The 17524-nt window shown below is 71.3% G+C and carries 16 protein-coding genes and 1 pseudogene; 12 read left to right on the top strand and 5 right to left on the bottom strand.

Features of this window, described 5'->3' with window-relative positions:
* The first annotated feature begins 279 nt into the window (after window positions 1-279).
* The 9 genes and pseudogenes from JD77_RS00620 to JD77_RS00580 form a co-directional block, all read left to right on the top strand.
* Complete coding sequence (locus tag JD77_RS00620) at window positions 280-1581, top strand: ABC transporter substrate-binding protein (protein ID WP_145772578.1); 1302 nt, start codon at window positions 280-282, stop codon at window positions 1579-1581.
* Entirely contained in the window at window positions 1581-3041 is a 1461-nt protein-coding gene (locus tag JD77_RS00615) for an ABC transporter permease subunit (protein WP_246140469.1), read from the top strand. The genes JD77_RS00620 and JD77_RS00615 overlap by 1 nt, the downstream gene beginning before the upstream one ends.
* On the top strand, window positions 3041-3961 hold the full coding sequence (locus JD77_RS00610; protein ID WP_145772577.1) for a carbohydrate ABC transporter permease: 921 nt from the start codon (window positions 3041-3043) through the stop codon (window positions 3959-3961). The genes JD77_RS00615 and JD77_RS00610 overlap by 1 nt, the downstream gene beginning before the upstream one ends.
* Before the next feature lie 455 nt (window positions 3962-4416).
* Entirely contained in the window at window positions 4417-5073 is a 657-nt protein-coding gene (locus JD77_RS00605) for a hypothetical protein (protein ID WP_170286333.1), read from the top strand.
* 315 nt (window positions 5074-5388) lie between these two features.
* Complete coding sequence (locus JD77_RS00600) at window positions 5389-6066, top strand: hypothetical protein (protein ID WP_145772575.1); 678 nt, start codon at window positions 5389-5391, stop codon at window positions 6064-6066.
* Window positions 6063-6455 carry a phage holin family protein gene (locus JD77_RS00595; RefSeq protein ID WP_145772574.1) on the top strand — a complete coding sequence of 131 codons (393 nt, stop codon included), beginning with the start codon at window positions 6063-6065 and terminating at the stop codon, window positions 6453-6455. The genes JD77_RS00600 and JD77_RS00595 overlap by 4 nt, the downstream gene beginning before the upstream one ends.
* 21 nt (window positions 6456-6476) lie before the next feature.
* Complete coding sequence (locus JD77_RS00590; RefSeq protein WP_145772573.1) at window positions 6477-7061, top strand: DUF3618 domain-containing protein; 585 nt, start codon at window positions 6477-6479, stop codon at window positions 7059-7061.
* Between the two features lie 416 nt (window positions 7062-7477).
* Window positions 7478-8824: a salicylate synthase gene (locus JD77_RS00585; protein WP_211372449.1), complete on the top strand. Its 1347-nt coding sequence runs from the start codon at window positions 7478-7480 to the stop codon at window positions 8822-8824.
* 180 nt (window positions 8825-9004) lie between these two features.
* Window positions 9005-9088: pseudogene (locus JD77_RS00580) on the top strand (IS5/IS1182 family transposase); the annotation flags it as partial.
* Window positions 9089-9263: 175 nt separating this feature from the next.
* Here JD77_RS00580 and JD77_RS00570 read toward each other — a convergent pair.
* Both JD77_RS00570 and JD77_RS00565 read right to left on the bottom strand, forming a co-directional pair.
* Window positions 9264-10079 (bottom strand): class I SAM-dependent methyltransferase, encoded by an 816-nt coding sequence (locus JD77_RS00570; RefSeq protein ID WP_145772572.1) that lies wholly within the window; start codon window positions 10077-10079, stop codon window positions 9264-9266.
* A 206-nt stretch (window positions 10080-10285) separates the two neighbouring features.
* Window positions 10286-10570 (bottom strand): hypothetical protein, encoded by a 285-nt coding sequence (locus tag JD77_RS00565; RefSeq protein WP_145772571.1) that lies wholly within the window; start codon window positions 10568-10570, stop codon window positions 10286-10288.
* 110 nt (window positions 10571-10680) lie between these two features.
* Between JD77_RS00565 and JD77_RS00560 the strand changes: the two genes are divergently transcribed.
* Both JD77_RS00560 and JD77_RS00555 read left to right on the top strand, forming a co-directional pair.
* On the top strand, window positions 10681-10878 hold the full coding sequence (locus JD77_RS00560; RefSeq protein WP_145772570.1) for a hypothetical protein: 198 nt from the start codon (window positions 10681-10683) through the stop codon (window positions 10876-10878).
* Window positions 10879-11043: 165 nt separating this feature from the next.
* Window positions 11044-12384, top strand: a complete 1341-nt coding sequence (locus JD77_RS00555) for a low temperature requirement protein A (RefSeq protein ID WP_170286332.1) — start codon at window positions 11044-11046, stop codon at window positions 12382-12384.
* Between the two features lie 7 nt (window positions 12385-12391).
* Here JD77_RS00555 and JD77_RS00550 read toward each other — a convergent pair whose 3' ends face one another.
* The 3 genes from JD77_RS00550 to JD77_RS00540 form a co-directional block, all read right to left on the bottom strand.
* A complete protein-coding gene (locus JD77_RS00550) occupies window positions 12392-13507 on the bottom strand; it encodes an EI24 domain-containing protein (protein ID WP_281292071.1) in 1116 nt (371 codons plus the stop codon).
* A 127-nt stretch (window positions 13508-13634) separates the two neighbouring features.
* On the bottom strand, window positions 13635-14432 hold the full coding sequence (locus JD77_RS35310; RefSeq protein WP_425463553.1) for a helix-turn-helix transcriptional regulator: 798 nt from the start codon (window positions 14430-14432) through the stop codon (window positions 13635-13637).
* A 291-nt stretch (window positions 14433-14723) separates the two neighbouring features.
* Window positions 14724-15992 carry a L,D-transpeptidase gene (locus JD77_RS00540; protein WP_145777350.1) on the bottom strand — a complete coding sequence of 423 codons (1269 nt, stop codon included), beginning with the start codon at window positions 15990-15992 and terminating at the stop codon, window positions 14724-14726.
* Between the two features lie 319 nt (window positions 15993-16311).
* Between JD77_RS00540 and JD77_RS00535 the strand changes: the two genes are divergently transcribed.
* The gene (locus JD77_RS00535; RefSeq protein ID WP_342799616.1) at window positions 16312-17505 is read left to right on the top strand and encodes a D-alanyl-D-alanine carboxypeptidase family protein; all 1194 of its coding nucleotides are present in this window, start codon (window positions 16312-16314) and stop codon (window positions 17503-17505) included.
* Window positions 17506-17524 lie beyond the last annotated feature (19 nt).

Raw genomic sequence — 17524 nt, 5'->3', positions numbered from 1 at the left:
TCGGTCCCGTCACGTAGCACCCCGATGACTTCCGCGAAACGCGACGGTGTTGAAGACTCGGCGCAATCACCGACCGGTTAACGCGATGTGATTGATTAGCACCGACCACATAGGACGGCGAGGCGGTCCGACCGCCGATCCGGAACCTGGGTCGGCGTCCGTCCGTCGACCGCGGTTGAGCTGCCACTCAACCGCGGTCGACTCCGAACGCGGGGCGGGCGCCGGCTTGTCGCCCGCCCCGGTCCAGTCCCGATCCGCAGACCAGATTCAGGAGGGTCCATGGTACGACGATGGGTACCGCTCGCGGTGGCGACGGCGGTCCTCGCCACCGCCGCAGGATGCGGCGGCGATGACAGCCCGGCGCCCACCTCGCCGGACGCGAACCTCGCCGGCAAGACGGTCGAGGTGGCGGCCACGTGGTCCGGTGCCGAGCAGGCGAACTTCCAGGCGGTGCTGGATGCCTTCGCCGCGAAGACCGGCGCGACGGTGAAGTACACCTCCGGTGGCAACGATCTGCCGGTGCTGCTCAACAGCCGGATCGCTGGGGGTTCGCCGCCGGATGTCGCGTTGATCTCGCAGCCCGGGGTGGTGGCCGAGTTCGTGAAGCGGGGCGCGGTCAAACCGCTGACCGGTGACGCGGCCGCCGCGATCAAGGACAACTACAGCTCTGCCTGGCAGGAACTGGGCACCGTGAACGGGCAGCTCTACGGCGTCTACTTCAAGGTGGCCAACAAGTCGGTGATCTGGTACCGGGTCGACAGCTTCGCCGACGCCGGGGTGCAGCCGCCGAAGACCTGGGACGAGCTGAAGAGGGTCTCCACCGCGCTCGCCGACTCCGGGGTGACGCCCATGGTCGCCGCCGGCGGCGACGGGTGGGTGCTGACCGACTGGTTCGAGAACACCTACCTGCGGGTCGCCGGCCCGGAAATGTACGACAAGCTGGCCAAGCACGAGATCCCCTGGACCGACCCCAGCGTGGTCAAGACGCTGACCCTGCTGGCCGACTACTGGCGTACGCCGCGCTTCCTGGCGGGCAGCCCGACGCAGACCGCCTTCACCCAGGCGATCGCCGACGTGTTCGGCAAGTCGCCGAAGGGAGCGATGCTGTTCGAGGGCGACTTCGTCGCCTCGGAGATCAACAAACTGGGTGAGTTGAAGGTCGGCGAGTCAGCGAAGTTCTTCAACTGGCCGTCGGTCGACGGCTCGAAGCCGGCGGTGGTGACCGCGGGCGACCAGGCGGTCGCCTTCAAGGACACGCCGGAGGCGAACGCCCTGATGGCCTTCCTCGCCTCGCCCGAGGCGGCGAAGATCATGGCGGCCAAGGGCGGGTTCATCTCGGCGAACTCGGGACTGGACATCGCGACGTACCCGGACGACACCACCCGGCAGCTCGCCGAGGCGGTGGTGCAGGCCGAATCGCTGCGTTTCGACCTGTCGGACCTCACGCCGCAGACGTTCGGCGGTGGCACCAGCGCCCACCTCTGGGTGCTGCTGCAGGACTTCCTCGCCAAGCCGATCGCCCCGCAGGCATTGGCCCAGCAGCTTGAGACCGCCGCGAAGAAGGACTTCGGAGGCAACTGATGACGCTCACGCCCGACCCGGCCCAGGGCACCCGTCCGCTCCCTGCCCAGACAACAACGGGCCGGGCGAGCGTGGCCGACGGCCCCGGCGGCCCCGACGGCCCACGGCATGTCGCCGGTGGCCCGGGCCGCCGGGACGCCCCCGGCGGCCCACAGACCACCGCCGGGACCGCGGCCCGCAGACGGTCGCGGGAGACCCGACTGATGGTCGCGCTCTTCCTCGGCCCCGCCCTCGTGCTGCTGCTGGTGCTGGTCTGCTATCCCATCGTCTACACGCTGTGGCTCAGCTTCCGCAACGGCGACGGATCGAAGTTCGTCGGCTTCGACAACTACGTCGCGATGTTCACCTCGTCGAACACCCGACGAGCCATCGTGAACAACCTCGTCTGGGTGATCGTGGCACCTGCCGTGGCCACCACCCTTGGGCTGATCTTCGCGGTGTTGACCGAGCGACTGCGCCGGGCGGCCGTGCTCAAGGCCGTCCTGTTCATGCCGATGGCCATCTCGTTCCTGGCCGCCGGTGTCACCTTCCGGCTGGTCTACGACGAGAACCCGGACCGCGGCGTGCTCAACGCGGCCGTCGTGTCGGTGCACGACGCCTTTGCGCCCCCGTCGCGCTACTACGGCGTCGATGCTCGGGAACAGGGCGAGCTGGTGCCGACGAACGGTGGCTTCGACTCCAGAGGGCCGGTGAAACCGGGTGAACCCGTCCACCTAGCCCTCGTGGGACTGCCGCCGGACCGGATCCCGACCGACGCCGAGCCGGCCACGGCACCCGCCGGCGGCCCCGGACTGCAGGGGGTGGTGTGGCTCGACTTCACCCGCGGCGGTGGCGGCCGGGCGGGGATCGTCGACACCGGCGAGGTCGGGTTGCCCCAGATGACCGTCGAGGCGGTGGCCGACGGGGGCACCGTGGTCGCCACCGCCCGGACCGACGCCGCCGGGCGGTTCGCGTTCCCCGAACTCACCTCCGGCCCCTATGTCATCCGGCTGCCCGCCGACAACTTCACCGAGCCGTTCAACGGCGTCACCTGGCTCGGGCCGTCACTCATCACGCCCGCGGTCATCGGGGCGTACATCTGGATCTGGGCCGGCTTCGCCATGGTGCTGGTGTCGGCCGGTCTGGCCGCCCTGCCCCGGGAGGCACTCGAAGCGGCTCGGATGGACGGCGCGAACGAGTGGCAGACCTTCCGGCACGTGACCGTGCCGCTGGTCCGGCCCGTGCTCGTCGTGGTGCTGGTCACCCTGACCATCAACGTCCTGAAAATCTTCGACCTCGTCTACGTGCTCGCACCCGAGTCGTCCCAGGACGACGCGACCGTGGTCGCCCTGGAAATGTACCGGGTCTCCTTCGGCGGCGGCCTGGACTACGGGCTCGGCAGCGCCCTCGCGGTCCTGCTGTTCGCCCTGGTGCTTCCCGCGATGCTGTTCAACATCCGGCGCCTGAGGAGGAATAGCTGATGAGCCACGCCACCACCGACACGGCGCTGGAACTGGTGCCCGCCGGTACCGCGCGGGGCGGCCGGCCGCGACCGGGGCCCTGGACCCGGTTCATGATGCGGTTCGGCAAGGCGCTACTGCGGCTGCTGGTGGTCCTGATCGGCGCCTTCTGGCTACTGCCGACCTTCGGTCTGGCCGTGGCGAGCCTGCGTAGCAGCGCCGACAACAGCGCCACCGGCTGGTGGACGGTCTTCACCGCACCGGCCCAGCTGACCCTCGACAACTACGCCCAGGTGCTGCAGAACGAGCGGATCGTCGAATCGCTGTGGAACACGGTGCTGATCACCGTTCCGTCGACCCTGCTCGTGGTCCTGCTCGGCGCGCTCGGCGCGTACGCTCTGGCCTGGTTGGACTTTCCCGGCCGGGACTGGCTGTTCGTGCTGGTCGTCGCGTTGATCGTCGTGCCGGTCCAGGTGGCGATCGTGCCGGACGCGCGGATCTTCCGGACCCTCGGCATCTACGGCGAGATCTCGGCGGTGGTCGCCTTCCACGTGGCCTTCGGGTTGCCGTTCGCGATCTTCCTGTTGCGGAACTTCTTCCTGAACATACCGCGCGACCTGCTCGAGGCGGCCCGCATGGACGGCGCCCGGGAGGTGCTCATCTTCGCCCGTGTGGTGCTGCCGATCGGCTGGCCGGCCATCGCCTCGCTGGCCATCTTCCAGTTCCTGTGGGTCTGGAACGACCTGCTGGTCTCGCTCGTCTTCGCGACATCCGACAACGCCCCGATCACCTACGCCCTGCGGGAGCAGATGCGGTCGTTCTCGTCCAACCTCGACACGATCGGTCCCGGCGCGTTCCTGTCCATGCTCATCCCGCTGGTGGTCTTCTTCGCCTTCCAGCGCTACTTCGTGCAGGGCGTCCTCGCCGGGTCAGGAAAGTAGCGGGAGGTGGGTCATGGGATGCGCGCCGGGCACGACGCAGAGGGGGCGCGCATCCCGACGCCCGGACCCCGGAGCCGGGTCCGGGACCGGGGTGGGGTCGGGCTCCGCCGACCCCACCCCGGGTGCCGTCCGAGCGGCGTGCCAGCCGGTCGATCGCCGGCCTGACCGGAGACGTCCGGCGTCCACGGCACGCCTCCGACGACCTCCCGGCGCACCCCGCCGCCGAAGGGCCTGGTTCAGAAGTACGGACTGAGGTTCGGGCTGCCCGGCTGGGGTAGTGGCCGCCGGCCAGCCAGATGGTGAGGTTCTTGATGATGGTTGATCAAGCCATGGTCCGCTGTTCGGCCGGCTGGCCCCCGGCTGAGAACGCCTCTCCGGCGGCAGGCGCTGGGCTGTCGGCAATCCCTCAGTGCCGTCAAGGACGGCGCCCACGGACCAGCACCGGTCGGCGCCAGTTGTCCATACCCGTGCTGGATGCCCCGCTGTGCTACGCCGGGGTGGAGTTGCAGACGTCCACCGGCATGGTCCGACTGCACGCCGAGTCGAGCGCGGTCATGCTCAGTGGCCAGCAGGTCGCCGTGCTGGCCGTCCTGATCACGGCGCGGGGAACACCCCTCAGCCGGGAGGCGATCTGGGCCGCCATGCCGCGCGGGTACCGGCCGCCGACGACCGCCCAGATCGGCGTGGTGATCGCCAACATCCGTAAGAAGATCGGTGCCGCACGCATTCTCACCGGGGCGGACGGCTGGTGGATGCGGGACCCGATCGCGCCGGAACCGGTCGACGGCACCGACGTGCTGTCGTTCGGCGGCCTGCGACTCGATGTCGAGCATCGGTACGTCCTCGACGGGCCGGCTCGGCCCATCCGGCTCGGCCCACAGGGGTTCGCCGTGCTGCGGATACTCGTCGAGGCGCGGGGAGTGCCGCGCAGCAGGAGGTGGATCTGGTCGTCGTTGCCACCGCATGACCGGCCCGCCACGATCGCCGCAGTGGGCGTTGTCATCCATGACCTTCGGGAACGCCTCGGGCGTAACCGGATTATCACAGGCGGAGGCGGTTGGCGGCTGGCTGGCCCGGCGATACCCAGGCCGCGCACGGCGGAGTGGGCCTAGGTCCGGCAGTTGGCGCCCGGCACAGGGTGACGGTCGGCGCCGGTTCCCTGCCCAGCATGATCACCCCATCAGCGGACGTACTGCGAATCGACGTCCTGACCCTGTGCAAGGCCAAACGCAAGGAAGGCGCGATTCTGGCGAAAGGCGAATAATCCGGCGCACGGGACGCCGGGTCAGGGCGATCCGGTAATCGTCGTCGCGCCCGGCGATCACTCTCCCTGCGGGCCCCGGCTCACGAATGTGGTGAGGCGGTGGGGGTACGCGGGTGTTGTTCCGGGCTGCATCGTGGCCGGGAGCCGAGGAGAGGAGCGCGCGATGACGGCGATCAACCAGAGCAGACCGCCGGGCGGCACCACAGAGCAGGCCCGCCAGGCGGCGTCCCAGGTGGGTCAGCAGACGGCGCAGGCGGGTGGCCTGGTCGGTCACACTGCCGCCGAGCAGGGCCGGCAGGTGGCCGCGCAGGCGCGGCAGGAGGCGCGGCACCTGACCGGGGAGGCCACCTCGCAGCTGCGCGACCAGGCGCGGACACAGCAGCATCGGGCCGCTGAGGGGTTGCGCGGTCTCGGCCGGGAGCTCGGTTCCATGGCCGATCGTGGCGGGGACAGCGGGCTGGCCGGTGAGGCTGTCCGGCGGGCGGCGACGGCCGCGGACCGGGCCGCCGGTTGGCTCGACGCGCGTGAACCCGGCGAGATGATGGACGACGTGCGCGGGTACGCCCGCCAGCACCCGGGGATGTTTCTCGCTGGTGCGGCGGTGGCCGGAGTGCTGGTCGGTCGGCTCACCCGGAACCTGACTTCCGGTAACGGGAAGCGGCCGAGCGAGCAGGCGGCCCAGACCGCGCAGCCGGGCCAACCGACCGGCCCGCAGGCATCCCAGGGAGCGACCGAGGCTCGGTACACGGGCGAAGGCCCCTACATCGGGGCGGCGCGGGCGCAGAACGTGTCGCCGGACGGCCGGCGGGAGACGGACATCCCGGGTGGGGTGACACCGTGAGCGCCCCGGAGAAGGAACGCACCCACTCGGTCGGTGAACTGCTGGGTGACGTGACCCGTGACCTGTCGACACTGGTCCGCCAGGAAATCGAGCTGGCCAGGGCGGAACTGCGGGAGGAGGCGAGCCAGGCCGGCAAGGCCGGCGGCATGTTCGCCGGTGCGGCCCTCGCGGGTTTCCTGACCGTCCTGTTCGTGTCGTACGCGGCCTGGTGGGGTCTTTCCAACGTGATGGACCAGAGCTGGGCGGCACTCATCGTGGCGGCGGTGTGGGCGATCGTCGCCGCCGTCCTCCTCGCGGTCGGGCGGACGAAGCTGCGGCAGTTCCGTGCGGTGCTGCCCCGGACGCAACAGACCGCGCGGCAGATACCGGATGCCCTGCGCGGCCGGTGAACGAGCCGGAAGGGAGCAGAGATGTCGACCGATCCGGACCGGATTCGGCAGCAGATCGAGCACACCCGCAGCGAGTTGATCAGCGATGTCGACGCGCTGACCGACAAGGTCGACCCACGGCGGATCGCCAGCGACCGTGTCGGTCAGGCCCGCGGGGCGCTCACCCGAGTCAAGGAGAAGATGATGGGCACACCAACGGACGGACACGGCGCCGGCCAGCACATGTCGTCCGCCGCGGGATCGATGCGCGCCCAGGCGCGCGAACTCGAGCAGCAGGCTCAGGGTAACCCGCTGGCGGCAGGCCTGATCGCCTTCGGCGCCGGGCTGCTGGTCTCCGCGCTGATCCCGCCCAGCCGCCCCGAGCGGCAGTGGGCCGGCCAGGCCAAGCAAACGGCCCGTCAGCATTCTGGCGAACTGCGCGAGCAGGCCAGCCAGGTCGGCCACCAGATGCGGGACAACCTACGCGAACCTGCGAAGCACGCGGCCCAGTCGGTGGGATCCACTGCCGTACACGGCGCGTCCGCCGTCCAGGGGCAGGCCAAGTCGGCTGCTCAGCAGGTACAGCGGCAGGCGCAGGGAGCCACGGGCGAGCTTCGGCAGGGCTGAGCCAGGCGCGGCGGCGGAACGGGCCCGCAGGGGCTCGCGAGTCGAGTGGGGGTGCGGCGATCAGACGCCGCACCCCTCTCCCGCGCGCCCGGCAGTGGCAGGCCCGGGTCGAGCCGGTCGGCGTACGACTCGGTGGCCCAGTGCCACTTCGGGCCGTGGCCGGCCTGCGGGTAGTTGTAGGTCACCCGCAGTCATAGACAAACCCGATCATCCCAGCTCAGAGGGCGCCCTCGCCACATCTCCACACCGTATCGAGCCACAATGGATTACCCTCGTCCACAAAATTCAAGCTTGAACGGCCCTCCACGCTCCCAGTTGATTGACACGCGTCATCAGTGCCGCTGATGATGTGAGCGCGAGCCGCGGCGCCCTGGTAGTCGTCCACAGGAGACCGCCCGTCGAAGGAGGCCGTCCGGGTGGATCGTCCTGGGTTGTTGGAAGACGACCGAAAGCTCAGCAGTCCGTACTACTCGGGTCGCATGGTCGGCGCCGGTGACCCGCTGCGACTGGCCACCGAGCTAGCCCGGGCGACGTCGGGCCCGTACGTCCTCTACGAGAACAACGGCACCTGGTCCCTGGCGTCCGGATCCGCGTACGAGCTGGTGTTATACGCCGACACGCTGCGGGTTCGCGACGCCGATGGCTGGTCGGTACGCGCCGTCGGCGCGGACCCTTTGCAGACCGTGGCGGACGCGCTCAGCCGTTGCCCGATCGGCGGCGCGCAAGCGTACGGCTGGGCCGGATTCGGACTCGGCCAGCTGCTGCACGGGGACTCGGCGGCGGCCCGTGGGCCGCTCCTACATCTCATGGTCCCCGCCCGGGAGGTGCGGATCTCCCTCGACGCCATCGACGTGCGGACGGTCGACGCGGCAGACCTGCTCCTGCTCACGTCCGCAGTGGACGCCGCAACGAGGGCGGTTCCGTGCGGTGCCACGCCGCTGCCGCCGCCCGATCCCGATCACGACGCCGACTTCTACCGGAAAGCGGTGGCCAGCGCGGTCGAGGAGATCCGGGCCCGGCGGTACCAGAAGGTGATCCTGTCCCGGCTCGTGCCGGTCGACGGCGACGTCGACCTGGTCGCCACGTACGAGGCGGGACGCCGCGCCAACACCCCTGCCCGCTCGTACCTGCTGGACCTCGGCGGCCTGCGGTGCGCGGGCTTCAGCCCCGAGACGGTGGTCGAGGTGACCGCCGCCGGCAGCGTCTCCACGCAGCCGCTGGCGGGTACCCGGGCCCGGCATGGCGACCCGTTGCTCGACACGGCGCTCCGGGCAGAGCTGCAGGCCGACGCCAAGGAGGTCTTCGAACACGCGATCAGTGTGAAGCTCGCGTTCGACGAGCTCACCTCGCTGGCCGTGCCCGGCACCGTGCAGGTCGACGACTTCATGGACGTGAAGGAACGGGGCAGCGTGCAGCACCTCGCGTCGCGGCTCAGCGCCACGCTGAACAGCGGTCGCAACGCCTGGCACGCGCTCGCCGTGCTCTTCCCGGCGATCACCGCCTCCGGTGTGCCGAAAGCCGCCGCGTGTGAGGCCATCGAACGGCTTGAGAACGCGCCGCGTGGCCTGTACAGCGGGGCGGTCCTCACCATCGACGCGGACGGCTCGATGGACGCGGCCCTGGTCCTGCGGTCGGTCTTCCAGCAGGAGGGCCGGACCTGGCTGCGCGCAGGCGCCGGCATCATCGAACAGTCCACCCCGGAGCGCGAGCTGGAGGAAACCGCCGAGAAGCTGCGCAGCATCAGCCGGCACCTGCACCGCTAGGCCGATTTTTTGGTGAAGGTCATAGCCATTGATCATGGTTGCCATTGCTGGTGCACGCCTTTTCCGCGAGAACCCGGTCCGGGCGAGTCCGCGGTCGGCCACCGCCAACCCGCTTCACGCGGATCTTGCATATGGGACGTCGCGTAACTCGCTGGTCGGTCTACGGTGGATCGTGCCGGGGTGCAGGTGATCTCGGCGGTCCGTTAGGAGTGGATCTTCCCGTTCACCGGGCTGCAGCCCGCCCAGTTCCGCAGGCTGGCAAGGTAAAAGGTGCCGTGGGCCATCGTGACCGCCCAGGCCACACCGAAGATCAGCGTGAGGCCGGCGGCGACGGTGAACAGCAGCAACCCTACGCGACACCGTCGAGCGCGGTGATCGTGTAGGCGTTGACAAGCCCGGGCAGGCCCACGGCACTCCTCTTCCCGTCGTACGGCGGGGGTCAGGTCTGGGTAGGGCGGCGGCCGACGGTGGTATGCATCAGGTAGCCCGACAGCATCAGATCAGGATCCATCAGCACCTGCCGCAACTCGGCCAGATCCTCGGGGGTCATGCCGGCGGCGAGCAGTTCCGACTCCCGCTGGATCGAGTTGGAGCGGTGCAGCAGGCAGATGCCGGTGCCGCCGCGCCACGACCGGGACTCGACGCGGCTGTCGACGTTGTCCAGGCCCAGACGCAGCATCGCCTCCGGCGCCCGCTTGGCCCACCCCATGTCCGCGCCCCGTGACTCGCCGAAGGACAGCAGAGCGTCCTGGAACTGCTCGAGCAGCCGGGTGGCGCGGGGGCTGGGGCTGCGGCGGATCATGTCGCGCCAGGTGCAGTCCCAGTCCGCGACGACGAGCGCCCCGCCCGGGGCGAGGGCCTCCACCAGGTCCGCGAGGACCTGCTCGCGTTCGGGTATGTGCATCAGCACCAGCCGGGCCACGATGGCCTGCTGTGATCCCTCCAGCCGCAGGCGCCGGATGTCGCCGGCCCGCACGGTGACGTGGGGGCCGGCGGTGATGTGGCGGGGGTCGAGGTCCACGGCGGTGACGTGCCCGCCCGGGGCGACCTGGTCGGACAGCCAGGCGGTCAGCGTGCCCGCCCCGGCCCCGATGTCGGTGACCTTCCACCCGGGCCCGACACCCAGCTCGACCAGGGTCCGGCGGGTACCGGCGTCGAGGATCTCACTGAGGTGACGCAGTTGGTGCGGGGCCTCGTCGGTGGCGTTGTCGAACATGTAGCCGGCGTTCTGCTCGCCGACGTCCGTCGTGGTCATGCGTGCCTTTCCGTCTCAGCCTGAATCCACCGGTACTCGGCTTGGGTTCGGGCGTGTCGAGTGAGCGAGGTGCTCCTGAGCAGGAGGATCACGGTTGATACACCAGTTGGTTCGTCTGCTCTACTAAGGAGCGCCCTCGTGGTGTCAGCATCGCACAGCTTGGATCGGTGTCAATCCCCGAAAGAGTGGGTGACTGTTCAAAAGGACTAGCGCGGTTTGCCTATCGTGCCGAGGAGGTCGGCTGGGCCGTCGGGAAGGATTCCGCTGTCGGTGATGGTGTCGACGGCGGCGCCGATGAGGATCGTGCAACTGAGTCGGTCCATGTCCAGGCCCGGCTGGGTGGAGGTTGCGTCCCCGGCTGTGCAGATGAGGGCCTGGTAGGCCGTGAGTAGGGCGTACACCTCCTGCTCGATCCCGCGGACGCTGCGGGAGCGCAGGACGCGGCCGTCGAGCGTGGTCGCCGTGATCGAGAAGTAGCTCTCGTCGACCACCAGGACCGCGTCCGGGCCGCCGAACCGGTCGGCAATCAGCTGCCGCAGCGGCGAGCCTGCTGCCGCGCCGCGGGGCGGAACCCGTCGGGTCGCTGGCCCGCCGGAGCGGGTTGGCCGCCACGGCCGTCGCCCCCGCGATCACCACCTGCACCGGAGCCCTGATCGCCAACACCGCCGTCTCCGGGTGGCACGAGGCGTACCGGGAGCTGCCGTACCCGTTCGGGGCGACCGGCCTCGCCGCAGCTTCCGCGGCCGATCCCAGGTACACCGTGCTGCCGCAGCGCGAGAGGTCCGGAGGGGCGCGGTAGGCCACCGCGTTGCCGCCCGGAAGTCGTCATCGGGAAGGCCCAGTGGCGACCGCGTGGTCGCCGCGGCGTAGAGCGTGAGGGTGTGGGGCGTCGGACCCGCACAGAATCCGGCTATCCGCTAAGAAACGGGCCATTACGGGCCGGGCGTCCTGTCAGACTGGCGCGGTGACGGAGGACCGATCGGCGGGCGGAGGTGACAGGGGGAGGACCACAGGGCGCAAGCCCGTACGCGTATACCTGAATGACGCCGTCAGTAGCCTGTTCGGCAGGCGGCGGGTACGCGAGGGCACCCGCGCGGCCACCGAGGAGCTCTTCTTCGACCTGGTCTTCGTCTTTGCCTTCGTCCAGCTCGGCGCGCTGATCGTGAGCGACTACACCCCGCAGGGCGTGCTTCGCGGGATGCTCGTGCTGGCCCTGCTCTGGTGGTCCTGGGGCGCCTTCGCGTGGCTGAGCAACAACCTGCAGGCCAGCTTCGGGGTGATGCGGTTCGGGCTGTTCGTGGTCACCGGGATCACCTTCGTGATGGCGCTGTCGACCCTCGTCGTGTTCACCGACCGGCCCGGCGGACTGTACGGCCCGCTCCTCTTCCCCGCCTGCTACTTCCTCGTGCGGTCGCTGCACCTGGCGCTGTACGCGTACGCCGTCTCGGCCCAGCGCCTGGCCCGGCACGTCCTGGTGCCTGCGGTGCCGATGGTCGCCAGCACCGCCCTGCTCCTCTGCGCCGCGCTCGTGCCGCACCGGCTCCTCACCGACCAGCGACAGGTCTACACCACCGTGACCCTCCTCTGGCTGCTGGCCGTGCTCGTGGACTACGTGGGTAGCTTCACGTTGCCCGTCTGGGAGATCGGTATCTTCTCCGCCCGGCACTGGTGCGAGCGGTACGGGTTGATCCTGATCGTGGCCGTGGGCGAGAACATCATCTCGATCGGAACGTCCAGCTCCGACGTGTCGATCAGCTGGCGGCTCGTGCTCGCCGTCCTGCTGGCCATGACCGTCACGGGGGCAGTGCTCTGGGCCTACTTCGACGTGGTGGCGCTCATCGGTGAGCAGGTCCTCGAGCGGGCCGACCCGAAGACGAGATTCGCCCTCGCCCGGGACGCCTACAGCTACCTGCACCTGCCCATGGTCGCCGGCATCCTCCTGCCGGCCCTCGGGATACGCGAGCTGGTCAAGAACGTCGGCCGCATCGAAGGACGTCACCCCGGCGAACCGCTCTCCGCGATCGGTCTCTTCGGCCTCTACGGGGGAATAGCCCTCTTCCTCCTGGCCAACGTCGCCTACCAGCTGCGGATCGCCCACACGATCAGGACGATCATCTGGACCCGGGTGACCGCCGTACTGGTGCTGGCCGCACTCGTCCCCGTCGCATGGCGGATGTCGGCGACCGGCGCGCTGGGCCTGCTGGCGGCTGTCTCCTTCATCCTGATCGTCGTGGAGATCATCGTGGCCGACGGGCAGCGCCGCCGCCTGCGCGAGTCGGGCCTGGCCAACCGGATGCAGGCCTGAGGCAGGTTCAGCTCGCGTGATCCAGGGCCGGCCGTGGCGCCTGCGAGGCCAGCCGGGCGTCGCCGGCCGCGTCGATCCGGCGGTGCAACAGAACCGCGCCGACCAGGGCGGAGGGCGCGGTCAGCAGGTACAGGCCGACGCCCGGCGCGGCGAGCACCGGACTGATCGGTAGCAGCGCGAGCATCCGCAGCGACAGTACCGGCGGGATCAGCGCGCAGAGGCTGGTCACGCCGAAGCCGAGGGTGAAGCTGAGGTTCCGCCAGGCGAAGCGTAGTTGTTCGCCGGCGCCGCGGACGCCGTGGTGGTGCAGCGGCACGGCGAACACCAGCGAGCCGACCAGGAATCCGTTGAACAGCAGCCCACCCGCGAGAGCGGCGGCCAGGTTCACGCCGGGGATCCACAGCAGCGGCAGGATGATCAGCCAGCCGACGTCCAGGACCACGGTGATGATGAGGGCCTGGCGCAGGCAGACGGCCGCCGAGCGGTACCAGGGCGGTGCGTCCCGGTTCGTCCCGCCGCTGCGCCGGATCACGCTGCGGGTCAGCAGCGGGAAGAACGCCGCGCCGAACAGCATGGTCAGCGGCACGGTGAGCGCGGTGATCGCCAGGTGGAACAGTAGGTTGGCGGCGATCCGCAGCACCTGGTCGAGGAGCCACAGCACGGCGTCGGGCCAGCCGGACACGAGCCCGAGCAGCCAGTCGCTGAGACGTCCGGCCAGCGTCGCGGTGGCCTCGTGCAGCCCCAGCAGGGCCAGGCTGGTCAGCGCGACGGGCAACAGCGCGAGCGCCCACAGGCTGGGCGTGGTGACGAAGAGTTTCCCGCCGCGGAAGAAATACCCGGCGCCGACGAAGAAGCGCCCGATTCCGCTACCGACCGCCTTGACGCCGCGCAGCGTCTGCCGCCCGGCGATGCCGACAGCGTGCCCGGTGGCCCCCGCCATCCGGGTCGCGGCCGGCCCCGCCGCGCTCCACGCCACCGGCCCGTCCGGGACCGGCGCGACCGGCGCGACCGGCGCGACCGGCGCCACCGGCGCCACCGGCGCGCTCTGCGGGACGGTGTGGGTCGGTGGGGGGACGTAGGGCTGCGGCTGGCCCGGCGAAAACGGGCGGGGCTGCGGTTCCATGCGGCGGGGTCCCCCACGGCGGTCGCGATGGGCACGGCAAGGGTCGAGCCTCGTGAATCGGCGACCGGAGCGCACATCCCCGTTCCGGCCGTTCTCAACGTCCGCTCTGATCGCGGAGCTTATCGGGTCACGCCCCGGCGGGGTGTCCCGTGGATTCGGCGCCAGGGGTGGGCGGGCGGGCCGCGCGCGAACGGCCTTCGCCGCCTGCCGTTCGGTGGCCTACACCGCTCGTCGGTGCGGACCCGGCTCGCCAGCGTCGGCGTACAGGCTCGCCAGGGCCGCCACGGTGGCCGCCAACCGCTCCCGCAGTGACGCCGGCTCGAGCACCTCGACGTGCGCGCCTAGCCGCAGGAACTCCGCCTCGGCGTGGCTGTCCGACTCGATCGGCAGCCGAGCCAGGAACCAGCCGTCGGGCTGCCACCAGATACCACTTGCCGGCCTTGAGGACCAGCCCGTACGGGTCGAGCCGGCGGTCCACGAGCCGGGTCCAGGTCTCGTACCGCACGGCGACGGCCTGTTGCCGCCACACGGCGTCGGCCACCGCGGCGAGGTGCTCGGAGTTGTCCCCGTCGTGGTACCAGCCGGGGGTGTCGAGGTGGAACCGCTGCCGCATCCGGGTCGCCCGTTCCCGCAGCGTCTCCGGCAGCGCGGCGGTCAGCTTCAGCTGCGCGGCGGCCACCGCCTCCGCCAGCCCGAGATCCGCGGCGGCGCCGGGCAGCCCGGCCAGCACCAGCCCCCGGGCCTCGTCCGCGGTGAGCCCGGTCAGGTGGGTCCGGTAGCCGTCCACCAACCGGTAGCCGGTCGGGTCGGCGTGGACGGGGATGCCGGCGGTGCCGAGCGCGACCACGTCCCGGTAGATCGTGCGGACCGACACCTTGAGCTCGGTCGCGAGCGGCGCGGAGCGAAGCGCGCATGTGGGCTCCATCACGGGAGGGGCGAGTGGCGCCCACCTGGTGGCAAAAATATCGACGAACATAAGGATCGTTCGGTGCGCTCGGGGGGTGCCGTACTGCGTCTCGTACCTGGTCCGCCGCCTGCTACCCGCTCGTCGGCCCGGTCCGGAGCCGGCGCGGAGGCTCCCGGAGGACGGCCCCGCGCCGGCGCGACGGCCCCGCGCTGGCCTCCGCCCCCAGCCCGCGGGTCGCAGGCGCCCCGCCCCGGCGCCCCTCGTCGCCGCCGGACGAGGGGTGCGGGGCGGGGCTGCCCGGCGGTGCTGTCAGCGCCCGCCGACGGACGGGACCGGCGCCGGCGAACCGCCGGCCACGGCGCCCGGATGCGGCGCCTGGGCCGGAGCCGGCCGGAGCCCGGCCGGGACCGGCAGGGCGCTGCCCTTGACGAACTCGTCCCAGTCGACGTTCCAGGCCGTCCAGCCGTTGCCCTCGGTCAACGGGACCTCGGTGCCCTTGACGGTGACCAGGTCGCCGACCTGGGTGACGGTCATCAGCCAGTCGGCGGCCGCCGCGGAGACGTTGGTGCAGCCGTGCGAGACGTTGGTGTTGCCCTGGTCCCCCTCCGACCACGGCGCCCCGTGGATGTACTCGCCGCCGGCGGTGAGCCGCTGGGCGTCCTCCACGTCGACCACGTAGCCGCCGTTCGGGTCACCCCGGGTGTCGAACGTGGCGTACTGGTGCTTTTCCATGATCACCATCTTGCCGCTGGAGGTCGGGGTGCTCGGCTTGCCGAGGCTGACCGGGATCTTGCGGATCAGCTTGCCGTCGCGGAGCACGGCCATCTGCTTGGTGGCGTTGTCGATCTCCAGGGACACCTGCCGGCCGATCTTGGAGGTGGCCGACCGGTCCGCGTCGCCGATCCGGTCCTTGCCGATCGGCAGCCCCTCGAGCGCGGCCCGCACACTGATCGTCGTGCCCGGCTGCCAGAGGTCGGGCGCCCGGTAGTACGCCTGGGAGCCGTCGGAGACCCAGGACCAGGTTCCCGGCTGCGGCGGGTTCGTCCTCACGAACAGGCGGCGCTGCACGTCGGCCCTGGCCGCCTCGGGAATCGGCGGGTCGAAGGCGACCGTCACCGGCATCGCCGTGCCGTACGTCTGGTTGCTCTCGAAGTACAGGTTGCTGGTGATCTCCGGCTTCGCGGACGCCGCCGTCGTGGTGAACGTGGTCCTGCGGGTGGTGGTCTTCCCGGAGTCGCCGGTGGCGGTGACCTCGGCCGTGTAGGTGCGCTGCGGCCGCAGCGGCGTGACCGGCACCCAGGCCGACGCGTCCTCCCGCGGTTCGCCCCTGACCTGGACGCCCTTCTCGTCGGTGAGGCGGACGTCGGTGATCCGGCCGCCCTTGACGCTGGTGCCCACCTCGGCGCTGATCGGCACGTCGCGGGCCCGGTCGGCGGGCGTCAGGGCCAGCTCCGGCGCCGCGGCCCGTACCCCGGCGGACTTGCCGTCCGGCCGCTGGTCGGCGGTACACGCGGCGAGGGCCAGTGGCGCGGCCGCGATGGCCGCGGCCAGCAGCGACAGTCGTCGCTCGAAGCCCATCATGCCTCCTCCCGTTCGTGATTCCCTTTCGCCACATTCTCTCGGCGGCCCCCGGACGCGTCCGGCGTTTCGGCGGATACCCGAAATCGATTCACGGGCGGTCGGTCGAGCGACGAATGGCAGCCCGTGCGCTGCCGGCGGCACCGGGACCAACGGCGACCACCCCGTCAACCTGTCGCTGGGTGGGGCGTTCCACTGGTGGGTGCCGGCGCGCGAGTGGGTGCGGGCCGGGCCGGTCACGGTAGCCGCGGCGGAACGCCCCCCGGCCCGTTTCCCGAACCCGGCCGCGCCCCCGGTTCCGAGGACTACGTTCTCAACCGTGACCGACTTTCGCGTCGCCACCGCGACCTTCAGCGCGCTTCTCCTCGTGCCCGCGGTGACGGTCGGGCCGCCGGCGCGGGCGGCCGCCGCGCCGTCCGTGGCGTGCCCGGCCGTGCCGCCGCCGGTCCCGCCGCCGACCGCGCCCGCCCCGCCGCCGGTCGACCCGGCCGACGGGGCGGTCGGGGGAGAGGCGCTGGCGACGGCGGGACTGGTGATCCCCGCCGGCGCGCCGAACGCGCCCGCCGTGACGGCGACCTCCTGGCTCGTGGCCGACCTCAACAGCGGCGTGGTCCTGGGCGGGTGCGGTCCCCATGAGCGCCGGACGCCGGCCAGCGTGCAGAAGCTGCTGCTGGCGGCGGCGCTCATGCCGCGCCTCGACCCGAACCAGGTCGTCGAGGCGACCAGGGCCGACCTGGAGGATCTCGACTCGGCCAGTTCGCTGATGGGGGTGGTCCCGGGCGGCCGGTACTCCGTGGAGAGCCTCTGGCTGGGGCTGCTCCTCCGCTCGGGCAACGACGCGGCCAACGTGCTGGCCCGCGTCGGCGGCGGCACCGCCGGCAGGCAGGGCGGCGTCCAGGCGATGAACGACGAGGCACGCCGGCTGCACGCGAACCAGACCCACGCCGCGACGCCCTCGGGCCTCGACGGCCCCGGCCAGTACACCAGCGCGTACGACCTCGCGCTGATCGCCCGGGCGACCTTCGCCAGGGAGGACTTCCGGCGGTACGTCGCGACGAGGGCGGCGCAGGTGTCGACGCAGCTCCCCTTCGAGATCCGCAACGAGAACACCCTGCTGGACAGCTACCCGGGGATGCTGGGCGGCAAGACGGGCTTCACGGACCTGGCCCGGCAGACGTACGTCGGCGTGGCCGAGCGCGACGGCCGGCGGCTCGTGGTGGCCCTGCTCGGGGCGGAGACCGCGCCGCTGGGCAGTCTGGGGGAGGCCCTGGCCCTGCTCAACTGGGGCTTCGCCCTTCCCGCCGACGCCTCGGTCGGCCGCCTGGTCGCGCCGGGCGAGGACAAGCACGACAGTCTCGCGGTCGCCGCCGAGGGCCGGGGCCACGATCGGATCGGGACGTCCCGGTCGTTCCCCGTGCCCGTCGCGCTCAGCCTCGCCGCCGCTCTCGTGCTGGCCGTCCTGCTCCTGGTTGCCTGGCGGGCGGGCGTGCGGCGGTCGGCCCGCCGGCGGTAGGCCCGGCGGACGCGCGTCC

The organism is Micromonospora olivasterospora (genome assembly GCF_007830265.1).
Classification (GTDB): Bacteria; Actinomycetota; Actinomycetes; order Mycobacteriales; family Micromonosporaceae; genus Micromonospora; species Micromonospora olivasterospora.
This window is presented reverse-complemented; position numbering and strand designations above follow the sequence as displayed.

Bases quoted from the DNA above. Each gene is read 5' to 3' on its own strand.
- JD77_RS00540 (WP_145777350.1), bottom strand. From the start codon at position 15,992: ATGGGCTTCGAGCGACGACTGTCGCTGCTGGCCGCGGCCATCGCGGCC.
- JD77_RS00570 (WP_145772572.1), bottom strand. From the start codon at position 10,079: ATGACCACGACGGACGTCGGCGAGCAGAACGCCGGCTACATGTTCGAC.
- JD77_RS00610 (WP_145772577.1), top strand. From the start codon at position 3,041: ATGAGCCACGCCACCACCGACACGGCGCTGGAACTGGTGCCCGCCGGT.
- JD77_RS00590 (WP_145772573.1), top strand. From the start codon at position 6,477: ATGTCGACCGATCCGGACCGGATTCGGCAGCAGATCGAGCACACCCGC.
- JD77_RS35310 (WP_425463553.1), bottom strand. From the start codon at position 14,432: ATGGAGCCCACATGCGCGCTTCGCTCCGCGCCGCTCGCGACCGAGCTC.
- JD77_RS00615 (WP_246140469.1), top strand. From the start codon at position 1,581: ATGACGCTCACGCCCGACCCGGCCCAGGGCACCCGTCCGCTCCCTGCC.
- JD77_RS00620 (WP_145772578.1), top strand. From the start codon at position 280: ATGGTACGACGATGGGTACCGCTCGCGGTGGCGACGGCGGTCCTCGCC.
- JD77_RS00600 (WP_145772575.1), top strand. From the start codon at position 5,389: ATGACGGCGATCAACCAGAGCAGACCGCCGGGCGGCACCACAGAGCAG.
- JD77_RS00550 (WP_281292071.1), bottom strand. From the start codon at position 13,507: ATGGAACCGCAGCCCCGCCCGTTTTCGCCGGGCCAGCCGCAGCCCTAC.